Origin of the sequence: Saccharopolyspora sp. CA-218241 (genome assembly GCF_050954615.1) — a bacterium.
Lineage (GTDB): Bacteria > Actinomycetota > Actinomycetes > Mycobacteriales > Pseudonocardiaceae > Saccharopolyspora > Saccharopolyspora cebuensis.
Genome location: NZ_CP191860.1, coordinates 1,960,282 through 1,979,187, shown reverse-complemented (window position 1 = coordinate 1,979,187; position 18,906 = coordinate 1,960,282). Strand labels below are relative to the sequence as shown.

The window sequence follows — 18,906 nt, the reverse complement described above, 5'->3', positions numbered from 1 at the left end:
CTTAGAAAGGAGGTGATCCAGCCGCACCTTCCGGTACGGCTACCTTGTTACGACTTCGTCCCAATCGCCAGTCCCACCTTCGACCACTCCACCCCAACAGGGTTAGGCCATGGGCTTCGGGTGTTACCGACTTTCATGACGTGACGGGCGGTGTGTACAAGGCCCGGGAACGTATTCACCGCAGCACTGCTGATCTGCGATTACTAGCGACTCCGACTTCACGGGGTCGAGTTGCAGACCCCGATCCGAACTGAGACCGGCTTTAAGGGATTCGCTCCACCTCACGGTATCGCCACCCTCTGTACCAGCCATTGTAGCATGTGTGAAGCCCTGGGCATAAGGGGCATGATGACTTGACGTCATCCCCACCTTCCTCCGAGTTGACCCCGGCAGTCTCCCGCGAGTCCCCACCATTACGTGCTGGCAACACAGGACAAGGGTTGCGCTCGTTGCGGGACTTAACCCAACATCTCACGACACGAGCTGACGACAGCCATGCACCACCTGTACACCAACCACAAGGGAAACCCCCTCTCAGGGGCAATCTGGTGCATGTCAAACCCAGGTAAGGTTCTTCGCGTTGCATCGAATTAATCCACATGCTCCGCCGCTTGTGCGGGCCCCCGTCAATTCCTTTGAGTTTTAGCCTTGCGGCCGTACTCCCCAGGCGGGGCGCTTAATGCGTTAGCTACGGCACAGAAACCGTGGAACCGGTCCCCACACCTAGCGCCCAACGTTTACGGCGTGGACTACCAGGGTATCTAATCCTGTTCGCTCCCCACGCTTTCGCTCCTCAGCGTCAGTATCGGCCCAGAGACCCGCCTTCGCCACCGGTGTTCCTCCTGATATCTGCGCATTTCACCGCTACACCAGGAATTCCAGTCTCCCCTGCCGAACTCAAGTCTGCCCGTATCGACCGCACGCCCACAGTTAAGCTGCAGGTTTTCACGGCCGACGCGACAAACCGCCTACGAGCTCTTTACGCCCAATAAATCCGGACAACGCTCGCACCCTACGTATTACCGCGGCTGCTGGCACGTAGTTAGCCGGTGCTTCTTCTACAGGTACCGTCACCCGAAAGCTTCGTCCCTGTCGAAAGAGGTTTACAACCCGAAGGCCGTCATCCCCCACGCGGCGTTGCTGCGTCAGGCTTTCGCCCATTGCGCAAGATTCCCCACTGCTGCCTCCCGTAGGAGTCTGGGCCGTGTCTCAGTCCCAGTGTGGCCGGTCACCCTCTCAGGCCGGCTACCCGTCGTCGCCTTGGTAGGCCATCACCCCACCAACAAGCTGATAGGCCGCGGGCTCATCCTGCACCGCCGGAACTTTCCACACCCCACCATGCGGCAGAATGTCCTATCCGGTATTAGACCCCGTTTCCAGGGCTTATCCCAGAGTGCAGGGCAGATTACCCACGTGTTACTCACCCGTTCGCCACTCATCCACACCCGAAGATGCTTCAGCGTTCGACTTGCATGTGTTAAGCACGCCGCCAGCGTTCGTCCTGAGCCAGGATCAAACTCTCCAACAATGACTGTTGAAACAATCCCAGCAGACACTCCAACCACACCCCCACACACAGTGCAAAGGCCGGCGAGCGCCATACTCAAAGAAAACCCAAAAAAGGGGCTGTTCATCATGAACACTAGCCAAAAACAGTTCGCTGTTGAGTTCTCAAAGAACACACCCACACCACAACCACACACCCAACAAGGCGCACAGTCGCAGGGAGCAATTCCCATGTCGTTTCGGTGCTGATCACCCTAGCAGGCCCGAAACACCGGCTTTCCCGGGGGGTCCCCGTTCCAACCCGGCCGCTTCACGCCACCGCATCGAGTTCTCAACGGACAGCCCACTCTACCACCCGAAAGCAGGAGCTTGGTTCGCCATCCACCGCCAGCACCCGGTCCGTTTCCCGGCCCGTTCCGCGCTGACCTGAACTAATTTACGCATCCGCCGAGCCGAAGTCAAATCGACCCGGCTCAGCACCGGACGGAAGCGAACATGCAGGTCAGCGCCCCGTTCCGGTGCTGAATCCAGGCTAGTGCAGGACCCGCACGCCCGCAGTGTGACGCTTGCCACGACGCAGCACCAGCCAAGTGCCGTGCAGCAGGTCGTCCTCGCTCGGCGACCAGTCCTCACCTGCGACCTTGGTGTTGTTGACGGACACGCCGCCCTCCTTGATGGTGCGCCGCGCGGCACCCTTGCCCGACTCCAGTCCCGTCGCGACGAGCAGGTCGACGATGGTCGGGGCGTCGGCCAACCGGGCCTCGGCGACGGGCACCTCGGCCAGCGCGGCGTCCAGGGTCTGCTCGTCGAGTTCGGCGAATTCACCGCGGCCGAACAGCGCCTGGCTGGCCGCGACCACCTGGGCGGTCTGTCGCTCGCCGTGGACCAGCGTGGTCAGCTCCTCGGCGAGCCTGCGTTGCGCGGCGCGCTGCTGCGGACGTTCTGCGGTGAGCCGTTCCAGCTCGTCGATCTCCTCGCGGTCGAGGAAGGTGAACAGCTTCAGGTAGCGGATCACGTCGGCGTCGGCGGAGTTGACGAAGTACTGGTACCAGGCGTACGGCGAGGTCATGGCGGGATCCAGCCACACGTTCCCGCCACCGGTGGACTTGCCGAACTTGCGGCCCTCGGAGTCGGTGACCAGCGGCAGGGTCAGCGCGTGCGCGGCGACGCCCTCCTGCTTGCGCACCAGGTCGACGCCCGCCACGATGTTGCCCCACTGGTCCGACCCGCCGAGCTGGAGCCGCACACCGTGCCGCCGGTGGAGCTGCACGTAGTCGTTGGCCTGCAGCAGCATGTAGCTGAACTCGGTGTAGGACATGCCGTCGGTCTCCAGGCGGCGCTTCACGGTGTCCCGGGCCAGCATCGTGTTGACCGAGAAGTGCTTGCCGACGTCGCGCAGGAACGCGGTGACCGGCAGCTCGGCCGTCCAGTGCGCGTTGTTCTCCATGATCGCGCCGGTCGGCGAGTCGTCGAAGTCGACGAACGCGGCGAGCTGCGCGCGGATCTTCTCGGTCCAGTCCAGCACGGTCGTCTCGTCGTGCAGGTTGCGCTCCCCGACGTCGCGCGGATCGCCGATCAGCCCGGTGGCACCGCCGGCGAGGACGACCGGGCGGTGCCCCGCCCGCTGGAAGCGGCGCAAGGTCAGGATCGGGATCAGGTGCCCCGCGTGCAGGCTGGGCCCGGTCGGGTCGAAGCCGGCGTAGAGGGTGAGCGGCCCGCCGTCGAGCTCCCGCCGCAGCGAGTCGAGGTCGGTGGACTGCGCGATCAGGCCGCGCCAGGACAGTTCGTCAACGATGTGCTCACTCACGCGTCCAGTTTCGCGCATCGCCGCGACCGGGTTCGACGGGCCCTGTCAAGCCCGGGTGCGCGGTCCCTTCCGGCCGCCGCGCCGGTAGGTGCTCACCGCCGGGGAGCCGTCCAGCCAGGTCCGCCACGGCAGGTCCATCGCCGCGGTGACGCCGACCCGGGGACCGCTGCGCATGTCGTCCTCGGCCACCGGCGCGCCGTGGTGCAGCCGCACCGGCGAGTCCGGGTCGGTGAGGTCGACGCCGTTGTGCTCGCGGGTGATGCCCAGCGCACCCGCCAGCCGGGCCGGGCCGCTGGCCAGCATGTCGGGCTTGCGCACCGCGGGGCGGCGCTGCCGGGCCAGGTCGTGACCGGTGGTGATCTCGCCGGCCCGCAGCAGGACCGCGCCGGGTACCCCGTCGCTGAGGCACACCACGTTCATGCAGAAGTGCAGCCCGTAGACGAAGTAGACGTAGAGGTGCCCGGCGGGGCCGAACATGACCGCGTTGCGCTCGGTGCGCCCCCGGTAGCAGTGCGAGGCCGGGTCGTCGCCTCCCCGGTAGGCCTCCACCTCGACCAGCCGGACGCCGACCTCGCCCTGCCCGGTGTCGGACCTCAGCTCGCAGCCGAGCAGCCGTCGGGCGACCCACAGCGGATCGTGGGCGAGTTCGTCGCGCGTCACCTGTTCCACGTCACCGCACACTACCGTCGTGTCCGAAACGTGATCACGCCGACAGCCATCCGCGATGCTCCGCCACCGCGGCGACGACCCGTTCCCGCTGTTCGGCGACCCGCTGCGGCGCGGTGCCGCCCCGCGCGTCCCGGGAGGCGATCGAGCCGGGCACGGTGAGCACCTCGCGGACCTGCGGGGTCAGCGCCGGGTGGGCTTCGGCGAGTTCGGCGTCGGTGAGCTCGTCGAGCCCGACGCCCCGGTTCTCCGCCGTGCGCACGCAGGCGCCGCTGGCCTCGTGCGCGACGCGGAACGGCACGCCCTGCCGGACCAGCCACTCGGCGATGTCGGTGGCCAGGGTGAAGCCCGCCGGGGCGAGCTCGGCCATCCGCTCGGTGCGGAAGGTGAGCGTGCCGAGCATGCCCGCCATCGCGGGCAGCAGGAGCCCGAGCTGCTCGACGGAGTCGATGACCGGCTCCTTGTCCTCCTGCAGGTCCCGGTTGTAGGCAAGCGGCTGCGCCTTGAGGGTGGCCAGCAGGCCGCTGAGGTTGCCGATCAGCCGACCGGACTTGCCCCGCGCCAGCTCGGCGACGTCCGGGTTCTTCTTCTGCGGCATGATCGAGCTGCCGGTCGCCCAGGCGTCGTCGAGAACGACGTAGCCGAACTCGGCGGTGTTCCAGATGATCACCTCTTCGGCGACCCGGGAGAGGTTCACGCCGAGCATCGCCAGGCAGAACGCGGCCTCGGCGGCGAAGTCGCGCGAGGCCGTGCCGTCGATCGAGTTGTCCACCGCACCGGTGAAGCCGAGCTCGGCCGCGACCGCCTCCGGGTCCAGCCCGAGGGAGGAGCCGGCCAGCGCGCCGGAGCCGTAGGGCGAGAACGCGGTCCGGGCGTCCCAGTCCCGGATGCGCGCCACGTCGCGCAGCAGCGCCTGGCAGTGCGCGAGCAGGTGGTGCGCGAGCAGCACCGGCTGGGCGTGCTGGAGGTGGGTGCGCCCGGGCAGCACCGCCTCCGGGTGCGCCGCCGCCTGGGAGACCAGCGCGTCGACCACGTCGAGGACGCCGGAGGCGACCTGGCGGCAGGCGTCGCGCAGCCACCTCCGGAACAGGGTGGCCACCTGGTCGTTGCGGGACCGCCCGGCGCGCAGCTTGCCGCCGAGCTCGGTGCCGACGCGCTCCAGCAGCCCGCGCTCCAGCGCGGTGTGCACGTCCTCGTCGTCGAACACCGGCTGGAAAGCCCCGGACTCGACGTCGGCGGCCAGCACGTCCAGCCCGGCCAACATCCGCTCGAGCTCGTCGGCGTCGAGCAGGCCCGCCTGGTGCAGCACCCGGGCGTGCGCCCGCGAACCCGCGATGTCGTGCGGGGCCAGGCACCAGTCGAAGTGCGTCGACAGGCTCAGCGCCGCCATCGCCTCGGCCGGGCCGGAGGCGAACCGGCCGCCCCAGAGCTTGGTCGGCTCACTACCTTGCTGCGTCACGGTCTTCCTCTTGATCGGTGGCGGTTCGAGGGGCGTCGCCCGCGCGGCGCACGACCGCGCGGGCGACGCGGGCTCAGCGCTGGGCGCGCTTCGCGGCGATCTTGCTCGGCAGGCCCCAGAGCTGGACGAAGCCCTTGGCCAGGCTCTGGTCGAACGAGTCGCCCTCGTCGTAGGTGGCCAGGTTGAAGTCGTACAGCGACTCCTCGCTGCGCCGACCGTTGACGACGGCGCGACCGCCGTGCAGCTTCATCCGGACTTCACCGGAGACGTGCTGCTGGGACTGGGCCAGGAAGGCGTCCAGCGACTCCTTCAGCGGCGAGAACCACAGGCCGTCGTAGACCAGCTCGCCCCAGCGCTGGGCGACGGTCCGCTTGAACCGGGCCAGGTCGCGCTCCAGGGTGACGTCCTCGAGCTCCTGGTGCGCGGTGATCAGCGCGATCGCGCCCGGGGCCTCGTAGATCTCGCGGCTCTTGATCCCGACCAGCCGGTCCTCGACCATGTCCAGCCGCCCGATGCCCTGCGCACCGGCCCGACGGTTGAGCTCCTGGATCGCCTGCAGGACGGTGACGGTCTCGCCGTCGATGGCGACCGGCACGCCCTTGTCGAAGGTGATCACGAGCTCGTCGGCGTCGCGCGGCTGGGACGGGTCCTGCGTGTAGGAGTAGACGTCCTCGATCGGCGCGTTCCAGATGTCCTCCAGGAAACCGGTCTCCACGGCCCGGCCCCAGACGTTCTGGTCGATCGAGTACGGCGACTTCTTCGACACGTCGATCGGCAGGTCGCGGTCCTCGGCCCACGCGATCGCCTTCTCCCGGGTCCAGGCGAAGTCGCGCACCGGCGCGATGACCTTGAGGTCGGGCGCCAGGGCGCCGATGCCGACCTCGAAGCGCACCTGGTCGTTGCCCTTGCCGGTGCAGCCGTGCGAGACGGTGCTCGCGCCGAACTTCGCGGCCGCGTCGGTGAGGTGCTTGACGATCAGCGGCCGGGACAGCGCCGAGACCAGCGGATACCGGTCCATGTAGAGCGCGTTGGCCTGCATCGCCGGCAGGCAGTACTGCTCGGCGAACTCGTCGCGGGCGTCGGCCACGACGGCCTCGACGGCACCGCACTCCAGCGCCCGCTTGCGGACCGACTCCAGGTCCTCCCCGCCCTGGCCGACGTCGACGGCGACCGCCACGACCTCGGCTCCGGTCTCCTCGGCGATCCAGCCGATGGCCACGGACGTGTCCAGGCCACCGGAGTAGGCCAGCACTACCCGGTCACTCATTGCCTTGCTCCTTCGATGTCGTGTCGTTGTCCTCCGGCTCCTCCGCCGACGGCCGCTCGGCCATCGCGCGGAACCGGTTCGCCAGGTCCTGTCCGGTCAGCGGCTCGCGGGCGATCACCATCACGGTGTCGTCGCCCGCGATCGAGCCGACCACCTCGACCAGCGCCGAGCGGTCGATGGCGCTGGCCAGGAACTGCGCCGCTCCCGGAGGCGTGCGCAGCACGGTGAGGTTGCCCGCCCCGTCGGCGCTGACCAGCAGCTCGGCCAGCAGCCTGCTCAGCCGGGAGGTCCCGCCCTGCACGCCGCGGACCGGACTGCCGTCCTCGGGGATGACGTAGACCGCCGCTCCGCCGTCCGCGCCGCGCAGCTTCACCGCGCCGAGCTCGTCGAGGTCCCGGGACAGCGTGGCCTGGGTGACCTCGACGCCGTCGGCGGCGAGCAGCTTCACCAGTTCGGTCTGGCTGCGGATCGTCGAGGTCGTGACCAGCTCGACGATCCGCGCCTGCCGTGCCGCCCGGCTGGTCATCGCCGCTCCACCAGCCAGGACAGCAGCGCCTTCTGCGCGTGCAGCCGGTTCTCCGCCTCGTCGAACACGGCGCTGGCCGGTCCGTCGAGCACCTCGTCGGTGATCTCCCAGCCGCGGTGGGCGGGCAGGCAGTGCAGCACCGAGGTGGCGGGCTTGCCGGTGGCGGCCAGCAATTCCGCGTTGATCTGGTACGGCCGGAACGGGCTGACCCGGTCCTTGCCGTCGTTCTCCTGGCCCATCGAGGTCCAGGAGTCGGTGACCAGCACGTCGGCGCCGTCCGCGGCGGCCCTCGGGTCGGTGAGCAGCTCGACGGTGCCGCCGGTCTCGCCGCCGCGCTTGCGGGCGTCGTCGAGCACGTGGTCCAGCGGGGCGAAGCCCTCCGGCGCGGCGATGCGGATGTGCATCCCCGCGGTCACCCCGCCCAGCATCAGCGAGTGCGCCATGTTGTTGGCGCCGTCGCCGAGGTAGGTCAGGGTCAGCCCGGGGAGCGCGCCGTGCCGCTCCCGGACGGTCTGCAGGTCCGCGAGCACCTGGCACGGGTGGAACTCGTCGGTCAGCGCGTTGACCACCGGGATGCCGGAGGCCGCGGCCATCGAGTCCAGCCGGGCCTGGGCGAAGGTCCGCCACACCACCGCGTCGACGTAGCGGGACAGCACCCGCGAGGTGTCCTCGATGGTCTCCTCGCGGCCGAGCTGCATCATGCGGCTGTCCATCATCACCGGGTGGCCGCCGAGCTGGGCGATGCCCACCTCGAAGGACAGCCGGGTGCGGGTGGAGTTCTTCTCGAAGATGACGGCGACCGACTTCGGCCCGGCCAGGGCGGTCGACCCCAGCGGGTCGGCCTTGAGCCGGTCGGCGAGGTCGAGCACCTCGGCCTGCTCGGCCGGGGTCAGGTCGTCGTCGCGCAGGAAGTGCCGGGGCATCAGGGTTTCTCCTCGTGCGAGCTGAGCAGCGCGGGCAGGTCGGTCACCAGGCGGCGCGCCTGGTCGGAGCGCAGCACCAGCGGCGGGCACAGCCGCAGCGCGTCGGGCTGGATCGGGTTGATCAGGTAACCGGCGCGCTGGGCGGCGGCGGCCACGCTCGCCGACACGGGCGCGGTGAGCCCGACCCCGAGCAGCAGTCCGACGCCGCGGACCTCGGCGACCAGGGGGTGCTCCAGCGCCCGGATGCCGTCGGCGAGCTCGGCGCCGACCTGCTCGACGTGCGCCAGCAGACCGTCGGCCGCGATGGTGTCGAGCACCGCCAGCGCGGCGGCGCAGACCACGGGGTTGCCGCCGAAGGTGGTGCCGTGCTGGCCGGGGTGGAGCAGGTCGGCCGCCGCGCCGATGCCGATGCAGGCGCCGATCGGCAGGCCGCCGCCGAGCCCCTTGGCCAGCGTGATGACGTCCGGCACGATGCCCGCGCGCTGGAAGGCGAACCACGTCCCGGTGCGGCCGATGCCGGTCTGCACCTCGTCGACGACCAGCAGCGCCCCGGTGCGGTCGGCGAGCTCCCGGGCCGCGCGGAGGTAGTCCGGCGGCGGGACCACGACGCCGTTCTCGCCCTGGACCGGTTCCAGGAAGATCGCGGCGGTCTCGGTGTCCACCGCGGACTCCAGCGCGGCGGCGTCCCCGTAGGGCACGTGCACCACGCCGGGCGGCAGCGGTTCGAACGGCTTCTGCTTGGCCGGCTGCCCGGTGAGGGCGAGCGCGCCCATCGTGCGGCCGTGGAACCCGCCCTCGGTGGCGACCACCTTCAGCCTTCCGGTCAACCGCGCGATCTTGAACGCTGCCTCGTTGGCCTCGGCTCCGGAGTTGCAGAACAGCACCCGACCGCGCCCGGCGGCTCCGGCCAGGTCGAGCAGCCGCTCGGCCAGTTCCAGGCCGCGCGGGTGGGCGTAGAGGTTGGAGACGTGGCCGAGCTCGCCGATCTGGTGGCGGACCGCCTCGACCACCGCCGGGTGGGCATGCCCGAGCGCGTTGACCGCGATGCCGCTGACGAAGTCCAAGTAGGTCTTGCCGTCGGCATCGGTGAGCTCGCAGCCCGAGCCGCGGGTGAAGGTCAGCTTCGGGGTGCCGTAGTTGTCCATCATGGACGACTGCCAGCGCTGGGTCCCCGCCGCGTTGCCGGTCATGATCCTCCGTCCGCTGCCGCCGGGGCAGCACCATCGTTCCGACTCCCGCGCTGGTGAAGACTTCGAGCAGCACCGAGTGGGCCAGGCGGCCGTCGATGACGTGGGCGCGCGGCACCCCGCCGCGCACCGCCCGCAGGCAGGCCTCCATCTTGGGCACCATTCCCGAGGACAGCCGGGGCAGCAGCGCTTCGAGCTCGTCGGCGTCGACGCGCGATACCAGCGAACCCCGGTCCGGCCAGTCGGTGTAGAGGCCCTCGACGTCGGTGAGCACCACCAGCTTCTCGGCGCCCAACGCCACCGCGAGCGCACCGGCGGCGGTGTCGGCGTTGACGTTGTGCACCACGCCGTCGGCATCCGGCGCCACCGTGGACACCACCGGGATGCGCCCGGCCTTGATCAGGTCCAGCACCGCGTCCGGGTTCACCGACACCACGTCGCCGACCAGTCCGACGTCCACCGGTTCGCCGTCGACCAGCGCCGAGCGGCGCTGCGCGGTGAACAGCCGGGCGTCCTCGCCGGACATGCCCACGGCCAGCGGGCCGTGCTGGTTGACCAGGCCGACCAGCTCCCGCCCGACCTGCCCGACGAGCACCATCCGGACCACGTCCATCGTGTCCGGGGTGGTCACCCGGAGGCCGCCGCGGAACTCCCCGGCCAGGCCGAGGCGATCGAGCATCGCGGTGATCTGCGGGCCGCCGCCGTGCACGACGACCGGGTGCAGCCCGGCCAGCCGCAGGAACACCATGTCGTGCGCGAACGCGCGCTTGAGCTCCTCGTCGACCATCGCGTTGCCGCCGTACTTGACCACGACGGTGGCGCCGTGGAAGCGCTCCAGCCAGGGCAGCGCCTCCACCAGGACGGAGGCCTTCTCGGCGGCGGTGGTCAGCCGATCGCTGATGGGGTCGGTGGTCATGACGAGTACGCGCTGTTCTCTTCGACGTAGCCGTGCGAGAGATCGGTGGTCATGATCGTCGCCTCGTGCGGGCCGACGTGCAGGTCCACGACGATCTCGATCTCGCGGCCGGACAGGTCGACCGCGCTGCGGTCGGCGGCGCGGGTGCCGCCCGCGAACAGCGTCACGCCGTTGGCCGCGATCTCCAGCGCGTCCACGTCGATCTGCGCGTCCACCCGGCCCAGCGCCATCGCGATCCGGCCCCAGTTCGGGTCCGACCCGAACAGCGCGGTCTTCACCAGGTTGTCCTCGGCGATGGTGCGCCCGATGGCCACCGCGTCGTCCTCGTCGGCCGCGCCGCGCACCACGACGTCGATCGTCTTGGTCACGCCCTCGGCGTCGCCCTGGAGCTGCCGGACCAGGTCGGAGCAGACCTCGGTGAGCCGCTCGGTGAACGTCGCCGGGTCGGGCCGCACGCCGGAGGCGCCCGAGGCCAGCACCAGCACGGTGTCGTTGGTCGAGGTGCCGCCGTCGACGTCCAGCCGGTCGAAGGTGACCCGGGTCGCCGCGCGCAGCGCCGCGTCGAGCTCCTCGGCGCCGAGCACCGCGTCGGTGGTGAGCACCGCGAGCATGGTGGCCAGGTTCGGCGCGAGCATGCCCGCGCCCTTGGCGAACCCGCCGACGGCGTAGCCGTCCGGATCGCGCACCAGCGCCTGCTTGGCGACCGTGTCGGTGGTCAGCACCGCCGTCGCGGCGTCGAACCCGGCCCGCTCCCCGGCGTCCAGCGCCGCCGCGGCGGCGTCCACCCCGCCGCGCACCGCGTCCATCGGCAGCCGCTCGCCGATCAGGCCGGTGGAGCAGACCGCGACCTCGATGGCGCCGACGCCGAGCACGTCGGCCACGTGCTCGGCCGTGGCGTGGGTGTCCTGGAAGCCCTCGGGCCCGGTGCAGGCGTTGGCGCAGCCGGCGTTGAGCACCACGGCGCGCAGCCGGTGCTGCTCGAGCACCTGCCGGGACCACAGCACCGGCGCGGCCTGGACCTTGTTGGTGGTGAACACCCCGGCGGCCACCTGCTCCGGTCCGTCGTTGACGACCAGGGCGAGGTCCTTGCCACCGCTGGACTTGATCCCGGCGGCGACCCCCGCCGCCCGGAAGCCCGCCGGGCCGGTCACTCCTGTGCTGCCTGCTGGCATCTGCGCTCCTCGGAACCTGTCGGAACCCACCCCGCGCCGCGGTGCGGGTGGCGGAACCTCAGCGGCGTTCCCGCTGCGGACGAACGGTCACGGCGCCACTCCCGCGGTGGGCAGACCGGTGGTCTCGGGCAGGCCGAGGGCGAGGTTCATGCACTGCACGGCACCGCCCGCGGTTCCCTTGGTGAGGTTGTCCTCGGCGCCGACCACGACCAGCCGCCCGGCGTCGGGGTCCACCACGAGCTGCAGGTGGACGGTGTTGGCGCCCAAGGTCGCCGAGGTCTGCGGCCACTGCCCCTCCGGCAGCACCCGCACGAACGGCTCGTCGCCGTAGGCGTCGAGGTAGGCCCGGCGCGCCGCACCGGTGTCCACGACGTCGGCGAGCGGGGCGCTGCAGGTGGCGAGGATGCCGCGCGACATCGGGGCGAGCACCGGGGTGAACGAGACCTTGACCGGGGTGCCCGCCGCGGCGCTGAGGTTCTGCACCAGTTCCGGGGTGTGCCGGTGCGCGCCGCCGACGCCGTAGACCGCGGCCGAGCCCATCACCTCGGCGGACAGCAGGTGCGGCTTGAGCGCGCGGCCCGCCCCGGAGGTGCCGGTGACCGCGACGACGACGGCGTCCGGTTCGACCAGCCCGGCGGCCAGCGCGGGCGCCAGCGCCAGGGAGGAGACCGTGGGGAAGCAGCCGGGCACGGCGATCCGGGTGCTGCCGCGCAGCCGATCCCGCGCGCCGGGCAGCTCGGGGATCCCGTAGGGCCAGATGCCGGGGTGCTCACCGCCGTACCAGCGGGTCCAGGCGGACGGGTCGTTGAGCCGGTGGTCGGCGCCGCAGTCGACGACGACGGTCCGCTCGTCGAGGGCCGCCGCGATCGCGGCGGAGTGGCCGTGCGGCAGCGCGAGGAAGACCACGTCGTGCCCGGCCAGTTCGGCGGGGCCGGTGTCGGTCAGGACCCGGTCGGCCAGCGGCAGCAGGTTCGGGTGGTGCTGCCCGAGCGGGGTCCCGGCGTTGCCGCCCGCCGTCAACGCACCGATCTCGACCTCCGGGTGGGCCAGCAGCAGGCGGAGCAGTTCCCCGCCCGCGTAGCCGCTCGCTCCGGCAACCGCCACTCGCACCGTCATACGGATAATTATGCATAACCATGCAAGTTCAATCAATGAGGTGTGAGCCACCGCCCGGGGGAACCGGCCGCCGCGGTCGGTCCGAACGGAGCAACCGGGATTCGGCGTCCGTAGCATCTCGCGCGGATGCGGCGAACAACACCCCACCCGATGCAGACGGACAAGAACAACACGGGCATCATCATGGTCGATGACGATGATCCCGGAACGCCCGACGTCGGCCTTCGCGGGTGCTCCGCCGGGCCCGGATCGAGATCACCCGGACGGAACGCGGATCGCGCTGCGCCCGCAACCGTGCTGGGTGGGCCGCACGGTCCGGCTCCGCGTCATCGAGTCGGACGACCGGCGCACCCTGATGCGCTTCGACCGCGAAGGCGACCCCGGCCTGGTCGAGGGCTACCGCCACTGGGCCGCGCACCGGGCGAACCACCGGCGCTGCGCCGACGACTTCCAGCTCGGCATCGAGACGCTCGCCGGCGGCCGGCTCGTCGGCTCCATGTGCACCACCCAGACCGAACCCGGAGCCGGGCGGTTCAGCTACGGCATCGGCGTCGGCCCGGAGTTCCAGCGCCACGGCTACGCCTGCGACGCGATCGGCATCCTGCTGCGGTACATGTTCGAGCACCGCCGCTACCTCAAGTGCGAGGTCGGCATCTACGGCGACAACGTCCCCTCGCTGCGCCTGCACCGCAAGATCGGGTTCCGCGAGGAGCAGCACGAACCGCACGTCCGGGCGCGCTACCTGGTGCTGATGGGCATCACCCGCGCGGAGTGGGCCGACCGCTGAGGAGCGCCCGGCGACGTCACTCGCCCAGCACCCGCGGCGCCGATTCCCCGAGCCAGAGCTCCTCGTCCGCCTCGACGAGGTAGCGGTCCGGCGCGGCCACCTCCTCCGGCTCCGCGCCGCGATCGGGCCACGGGTCCCGCCGCGGGCCCGGACCACCTCCGACGATCACATCGCCGACGGAGGGCGACACCGAGGGCGCCGCGACCGTGCGCGAACCGCTCGCGGCGGTGCCCAGGTGTTCGCGCAACCTCGCAGGGTCCCGCGCGCGCAGGTCCTCGGCGCGCTCGGCCAGGCGCGGGGCGCCCGCGTCCCGCCCGGCCTCGGCGAACGCCCTCGCCCAGGCGGCGAGCTCGCGCGGCACCCGCTCGGCGATCTCGACGCAGCGGGCGAGTGCGGTCGGCAGTTCCCCGCGCGGGTCGGCGCACAGCCGGTGGTAGGTCTCCTCGACCAGCAGGCCGCGCGCCTCCGGGTCCTCCCAGACCAGCGCGCCAGCGAGGCCCAGCGCGGCGAGCCGGTGCCCGTAGTGCCCGGCCAGCGCCCGGTGGCAGCGGGCGAACCGGCTCGGCGACCGACCGCGCTCGTGGCGCACCATGGTCGCCCGCACCACCTCGCTGTAGTGCAGCCGACCCCGGTCCTGCCGGACGAACGGCCGGTCCCGCAACCACGGGAACAGCTCCGGCACCCGCTGCGAGCCGACCAGCGCGGCCAGCACGTCCTCGTCCACCACCCGGGGCAACGCTGCCACCAGCGCGTCGTCCCGGCCCCGTTCGGACTCCCACTTCAGGAAGCGCTCCACCGCGGTACCGGTCGGGTCGTGGAGCTCCTCGGCGGTGGCCGGACCGCTGTCTGCCATCGCCGCCACCAGCAGCGGCAAGCCGCCGGAGACCTCCAGCACGCCCGCGGCGAAGGCCGGATCGTCCACGCCCTTGCGCCGGAGCAGGGCTCGCGCCTCCTCCGGCGAAAATCGGTCCACCCGCCACTGCACCGCGATCGAGGCGTACTCGCCCCAGCGGTTGACGTCCAGCGGGTGCTGGCCCGCGATGCCGAACACCACCTCGCTCGGCAGCTCGCCGTGGTGGCCGCGCAGCAGCCGGAGCAGCCACGGTTCGACCAGCGGGGCGGTGCGCTCGAAGTCGTCGAAGAGCAGCACCAGATTCCGGTGCTGCGCCAGCCGCCGCAGGTCCGCCACCAAGTGCGGGGTCAGCTCGTCCACCGGCGACATCAACAACCGCACGTCGGCGTGGTCGCGGAACTTGGCGGCGAAGAAGGCGCGGGAGCGCTCCAGCCACCCGCGCACCTGTTCCGGCTCCACCGCGTCGACCAGCAGCGCCGCACCGGGGGCTGCGGCGCGCACCGCGCTCAGCCCCATCCGGACGGCCGAGGCCACGAGGAACTCGCGCGCCGCCTGCGGGGCCTCCGGGTCCGCGAGCACCTCGTCCTGCCGCTGCTCGTACTCGGCGAGCCGCTGGGCGAACGTCGGCGTCCGCCCGCCCTGCCCGGCGAATTGCACCGCGATCGTCGAGAGCGCCGAGACCAGGTTGGGCTCGGAACCGTCGAGCTCGGCCACCAACGCGCCGGAGTCCACCGCGATCTGGCGCCACCGGCGCAGCAGGAACGTCTTGCCGACACCCGCCTGGCCGTGCAGCGCCAGCACGAACGCGCGCTTCGGGTCCTGCGGCGGGCGGGCCAGGTTGGCCCTGAAGTCCGCGCAGTGCCGCTCCCGACCGACGAAGTCGCCGCCCTGCCGCCGCCGCACGATCTCCTGCAGGCTCCGGTCCCCTACGCCGCGCACCACCCGATCATGGTGCCAGCGTCCCCCGGTCGTGATGAGCCGTTCGGCCCAACAGCGGCGGGCCCCGGCCGGCAGCGCCGGTCGGGGCCCGCGAGCCGGACCTCAGCCGCGCAGCACGGCGCCGAGGCGCTCGGCGGCGGTGGCCACCGCCGCGTCGCGGGCCGCGGTGGCCTCCTCCTGCTTGAGCGTGCGGTCCTCGGCGCGGAAGCGCAGCGCCAGGGCCAGCGACTTCTTGCCCTCCCCGAGCTGCTCCCCGGCGTAGACGTCGAACAACCGGACGTCCTCCAGCAGCGCACCACCGCCGTCCCGGACGGCCTCGACGAGGTCGGCCGCGGGCACCTGCTCGTCGACCACCAGCGCCACGTCCACCAGGACCGGCGGGTAGGCGGATAGGCGCGGTGCCGGGCGGTCGTCGGTCAGCGGCAGCGCGTCGAGGTCGAGCTCCATCGCGCAAGTGCGCTTGGGCAGCCCGAGCGCCTCGACGACCTTCGGGTGCAGCTCACCGGCGTGGCCCACCACGACGCCGTCGACGGCGAGCGCGGCGCAGCGGCCCGGGTGCCACGGCGCGCGGTCCGCGGCGGAGGCGGTCAGCTCGACCCCGGACGCCGCGGCGACGGTCCGCGCGCACTGCACCGCGTCGGCCCAGTTCGCCGCCCGGCCCGAACCCCACCAGCCGGTGTTCTCCCGCTGCCCCACCAGCACCGCCGCGACGTGCAGCGGCTGCGCGGGGACCGCGGCGTGCAGCGCGGCGAGCTGCTCGTCGGACGGCCGCTGCGCGACGCCCACCGCGGGCACCTCGGACTGCTCGGCGGCGGGCCGCACGACCTGGCCGATGTGGAACAGGGCGAGGTCCCGCTGGCCGCGGGAGACGTTGCGCTGCACCGCGTCCAGCAGGCCGGTGAGCAGCGTGGTGCTCAGCAGCGACCGGTCGCTCTCCAGCGCGTTGAGCACGGAGCGGGTCCGCCGCCGCGGGTCGTCGGCGGACAGCCCGAGCGCGTCGAGCTCGGCGGCACCGGTGAACGGGAAGGGCAGCACCTCGACGTACCCGGCCCCGGCCAGCGCCCGCGACACCGAGCGCTTGCGGCGCTGCGCCGGGGTCAGGCCGCGACCGGCCGGCGCGGGCGGCAGCACCGACGGGATGGTGTGGTAGCCCTCCAGCCGCAGCACCTCCTCGACGAGGTCGGCGGGCTGGACGAGGTCCGGCCGCCAGGTCGGCGGGGTCGCGGTGACCAGGCCGACGCCCTGGTCGGACGTGCTGACCTCCAGCTTGCAGCCGATCTGGGTGAGCCGGCGGGCGGTGACCCCGCGCTCGTAGGCCACCCCGGCGATGCGGTCCGGCAGCGCCAGCGGCATGGTCACCGGGGCGGGCGCCGCCGGTTCGCCGACGTCGGTGCGGCCCGGGGCGATGGTGCCGTCGCCGTAGCGCACCAGGAACTGGGCGGCCAGCTCGGCGGCCACCGCGGCGACCGCCGGGTCGACGGTGCGCTCGAACCGCTTGCCCGCCTCGCTGGGCAGCTTGTGCCTGCGGATGCCGCGGGCGATGGCCGCCGGGTCCCAGTTCGCCGCCTCCAGCAGGACGTCGTGGGTCTCGGTGCCGATCTCGGTGCTGGCACCGCCCATCACGCCCGCCAGGGACACCGGGCCGGTGTCGTCGGCGATCACGGTGTCGTCCGGGTCCAGCGCGCGGTCCACACCGTCCAGCGTGGTCAGCTTCTCGCCGGGTTCGGCGTTGCGGACCACCAGATCACCGGAGAGCGTGGTCGCGTCGAAGGCGTGCAGCGGCTGCCCGAGCTCCAGCATCACGTAGTTGGTGACGTCCACCGCCAGCGACAGCGACCGGATCCCGGCCAGCGCCAGGCGGCGGCGCATCCACCACGGGGTCGGCGAGGTCGGGTCCACCCCGGTCACCCGGCGCAGCACGAAGCGCGAGCACCGCGCCGGATCGCGCACCTCGACGGGCTTGCACTCGCGTTCCTCCGGCGGCACCGGGCGCAGGCCCGGATCGCCGAACGGGACCTCCAGCGCGTTGGACAGTTCGCGGGCCAGTCCGCGCACCGAGAAGCAGTAGCCCCGGTCCGGGGTGATCGCCAGCTCGATGACCGTGTCGTCCAGCCCGACGAGCTCGACGACGTCGTCCCCGGGCGAGGCGGATCCGGGCGGCAGCACCAGGATGCCGTCGTGGTCCTCGCCGAGGCCCAGCTCCGCGGCGGAGCAGATCATGCCCTCGCTGAGCTTGCCGTAGGTCTTGCGCGCGGTGATCTCGAAATCACCGGGGAGCACGGTGCCGGGCAGGGCCACCACGACCAGGTCGCCCTCGCGGAAGTTGCGCGCCCCGCAGATGACGCCCTGCGTCCGGGGCCCGCCGTCCTCGGCCTCGCCGACCTCGACCTGGCAGTACCGGATCGGCTTCTTGAACTCGGTGAGCTCCTCGATCTCGGCGACGCGACCGGCCACGAGCGGGCCGCGCACCTGCGTCAGCGGGACGACCTCCTCGACCTCCAGCCCGATCCGGACGAACGCGTCGGCCAACGTCTCCGCGGTCGTCCCCTCCGGCAGCTCGAGGTGCTCGGCCAGCCAGGAAACCGGAATCCGCACTTGGTCAGGCCCTTTCTCGTTCAGTGGGTGGTGGGTGGGAGCTCGGCGCTAGAACGCGCTGCCGAACGGCCTGGTGAACCGGACGTCGCCCTCCACCATGTCGCGCATGTCCGGGATGCCGTTGCGGAACTGGAGGGTGCGCTCCAGGCCCATGCCGAAGGCGAAGCCGGTGTGGACCTCGGGGTCCACCCCGCAGGCGCGCAGCACGTTCGGGTTGACCATGCCGCAGCCGCCCCATTCGACCCAGCCGGGCCCGCCCTTCTTCTCCGGGAACCACACGTCCATCTCGGCCGAGGGCTCGGTGAACGGGAAGAACGACGGCCGCAGCCGGGTGCGGGAGTCGGCGCCGAACATCGCCCGGGCGAAGGCGTCCAGGGTGCCCTTGAGGTGGGCCATCGTCAGGCCCTCGTCCACCGCGAGGCCCTCGACCTGGGTGAACACCGGGGTGTGCGTGGAGTCCAGCTCGTCGGTGCGGAAGGTCCGGCCGGGGCACACCACGTACACCGGCAGCTCGCGCTCCAGCAGCGCGCGGACCTGCGACGGCGAGGTGTGGGTGCGCAGCACCAGCCCGGAGTCCTCGGGCGCCACGTAGAAGGTGTCCTGCATGGTCCGCGCCGGGTGGTCCTTGCCGAAGTTCAACGCGTCGAAGTTGAACCACTCGGCCTCCAGCTCGGGGCCCTCGGCGACCTCCCAGCCCATCGACACGAAGGTGTCCTCGACCTGCTCGATGACCTGGGTCAGCGGGTGGCGGGCCCCGTCCGGCACGCGGTCCCAGGGCAGCGTGACGTCGACCGACTCCTCGCGCAGCACCCGCTCGTCGCGCTCGGCCTGCAACGCGGCGCGGCGCTCGTCGAACGCGCCCTGGATGGCCTCGCGGGCCTGGTTGACCCGCTTGCCCGCCTCGGAACGCGCCTTCGGCGGCAGCGCGCCGATCTCGCGGCGGGCGGTCAGCAGCGGGGACCGGTCCCCGAGGTGCGCCGGCTTGACCTCCGCCAGGGCGTCGAGGTCGACCGCCCCCTCGAAGGACTCGCGGGCCTCGACCACCGCGCGGTCCAGCGTTTCCTGCGACAGCGCGGCGACCTCTTTCGGGTCGTACGGGTCGTTTGCTCCAGACATCGTTAGTGCGTGACTCCCGTGTGATCCGATGCCGACGTATCCGCCGCTAGCCCTTCGAGTCTACGAGACCG

The 18,906-nt window shown here is 71.8% G+C and carries 13 protein-coding genes, 1 rRNA gene and 1 pseudogene; 1 reads left to right on the top strand and 14 read right to left on the bottom strand.

Going from position 1 to position 18,906, the window contains the following annotated elements; genetic code table 11:
• Positions 1-5: 5 nt before the first annotated feature.
• The 11 genes and pseudogenes from ACQP0T_RS09645 to argC form a co-directional block, all read right to left on the bottom strand.
• Positions 6-1,528: ribosomal RNA gene (locus ACQP0T_RS09645) — 16S ribosomal RNA — on the bottom strand.
• Between the two features lie 510 nt (positions 1,529-2,038).
• The gene (gene tyrS / locus ACQP0T_RS09640) at positions 2,039-3,313 is read right to left on the bottom strand and encodes a tyrosine--tRNA ligase (RefSeq protein WP_433872322.1); all 1,275 of its coding nucleotides are present in this window, start codon (positions 3,311-3,313) and stop codon (positions 2,039-2,041) included.
• 45 nt (positions 3,314-3,358) lie between these two features.
• On the bottom strand, positions 3,359-3,982 hold the full coding sequence (locus ACQP0T_RS09635; protein WP_345368024.1) for a DNA-3-methyladenine glycosylase: 624 nt from the start codon (positions 3,980-3,982) through the stop codon (positions 3,359-3,361).
• Between the two features lie 34 nt (positions 3,983-4,016).
• Entirely contained in the window at positions 4,017-5,438 is a 1,422-nt protein-coding gene (gene argH, locus ACQP0T_RS09630; RefSeq protein ID WP_433872320.1) for an argininosuccinate lyase, read from the bottom strand.
• A gap of 73 nt (positions 5,439-5,511) precedes the next feature.
• Complete coding sequence (locus ACQP0T_RS09625; RefSeq protein ID WP_433872318.1) at positions 5,512-6,705, bottom strand: argininosuccinate synthase; 1,194 nt, start codon at positions 6,703-6,705, stop codon at positions 5,512-5,514.
• Positions 6,698-7,231 carry an arginine repressor gene (locus tag ACQP0T_RS09620; RefSeq protein WP_433872316.1) on the bottom strand — a complete coding sequence of 178 codons (534 nt, stop codon included), beginning with the start codon at positions 7,229-7,231 and terminating at the stop codon, positions 6,698-6,700. The genes ACQP0T_RS09625 and ACQP0T_RS09620 overlap by 8 nt, the downstream gene beginning before the upstream one ends.
• Positions 7,228-8,154, bottom strand: coding sequence for an ornithine carbamoyltransferase (gene argF / locus ACQP0T_RS09615; RefSeq protein ID WP_433873653.1), 927 nt, complete (start codon positions 8,152-8,154; stop codon positions 7,228-7,230). Before argF ends, ACQP0T_RS09620 begins: the two co-directional genes overlap by 4 nt.
• Positions 8,154-9,344 carry an acetylornithine transaminase gene (locus ACQP0T_RS09610; RefSeq protein WP_433872314.1) on the bottom strand — a complete coding sequence of 397 codons (1,191 nt, stop codon included), beginning with the start codon at positions 9,342-9,344 and terminating at the stop codon, positions 8,154-8,156. The genes argF and ACQP0T_RS09610 overlap by 1 nt, the downstream gene beginning before the upstream one ends.
• 22 nt (positions 9,345-9,366) lie before the next feature.
• A pseudogene (argB, locus tag ACQP0T_RS09605) lies at positions 9,367-10,257 on the bottom strand (acetylglutamate kinase); the annotation flags it as partial.
• Positions 10,254-11,429 carry a bifunctional glutamate N-acetyltransferase/amino-acid acetyltransferase ArgJ gene (gene argJ, locus ACQP0T_RS09600; RefSeq protein ID WP_433872313.1) on the bottom strand — a complete coding sequence of 392 codons (1,176 nt, stop codon included), beginning with the start codon at positions 11,427-11,429 and terminating at the stop codon, positions 10,254-10,256. The pseudogene argB and the gene argJ, both read right to left, overlap by 4 nt.
• Positions 11,430-11,516: 87 nt before the next feature.
• Complete coding sequence (gene argC, locus ACQP0T_RS09595) at positions 11,517-12,545, bottom strand: N-acetyl-gamma-glutamyl-phosphate reductase (RefSeq protein WP_433872311.1); 1,029 nt, start codon at positions 12,543-12,545, stop codon at positions 11,517-11,519.
• A 190-nt stretch (positions 12,546-12,735) separates the two neighbouring features.
• On the opposite strand from argC, the gene ACQP0T_RS09590 reads away from it, so the two are divergent.
• Positions 12,736-13,332 (top strand): GNAT family N-acetyltransferase, encoded by a 597-nt coding sequence (locus ACQP0T_RS09590; RefSeq protein ID WP_433872309.1) that lies wholly within the window; start codon positions 12,736-12,738, stop codon positions 13,330-13,332.
• 16 nt (positions 13,333-13,348) lie between these two features.
• Here ACQP0T_RS09590 and ACQP0T_RS09585 read toward each other — a convergent pair whose 3' ends face one another.
• The 3 genes from ACQP0T_RS09585 to pheS all read right to left on the bottom strand — a co-directional run bounded on the left by ACQP0T_RS09585 (position 13,349) and on the right by pheS (position 18,835).
• Positions 13,349-15,127 carry an ATP-binding protein gene (locus ACQP0T_RS09585; protein WP_433872307.1) on the bottom strand — a complete coding sequence of 593 codons (1,779 nt, stop codon included), beginning with the start codon at positions 15,125-15,127 and terminating at the stop codon, positions 13,349-13,351.
• Between the two features lie 99 nt (positions 15,128-15,226).
• Positions 15,227-17,719 carry a phenylalanine--tRNA ligase subunit beta gene (gene pheT, locus ACQP0T_RS09580; RefSeq protein WP_433872305.1) on the bottom strand — a complete coding sequence of 831 codons (2,493 nt, stop codon included), beginning with the start codon at positions 17,717-17,719 and terminating at the stop codon, positions 15,227-15,229.
• Positions 17,720-17,767: 48 nt separating this feature from the next.
• Positions 17,768-18,835 (bottom strand): phenylalanine--tRNA ligase subunit alpha, encoded by a 1,068-nt coding sequence (gene pheS / locus ACQP0T_RS09575; RefSeq protein WP_369775623.1) that lies wholly within the window; start codon positions 18,833-18,835, stop codon positions 17,768-17,770.
• Between the last annotated feature and the right edge of the window lie 71 nt (positions 18,836-18,906).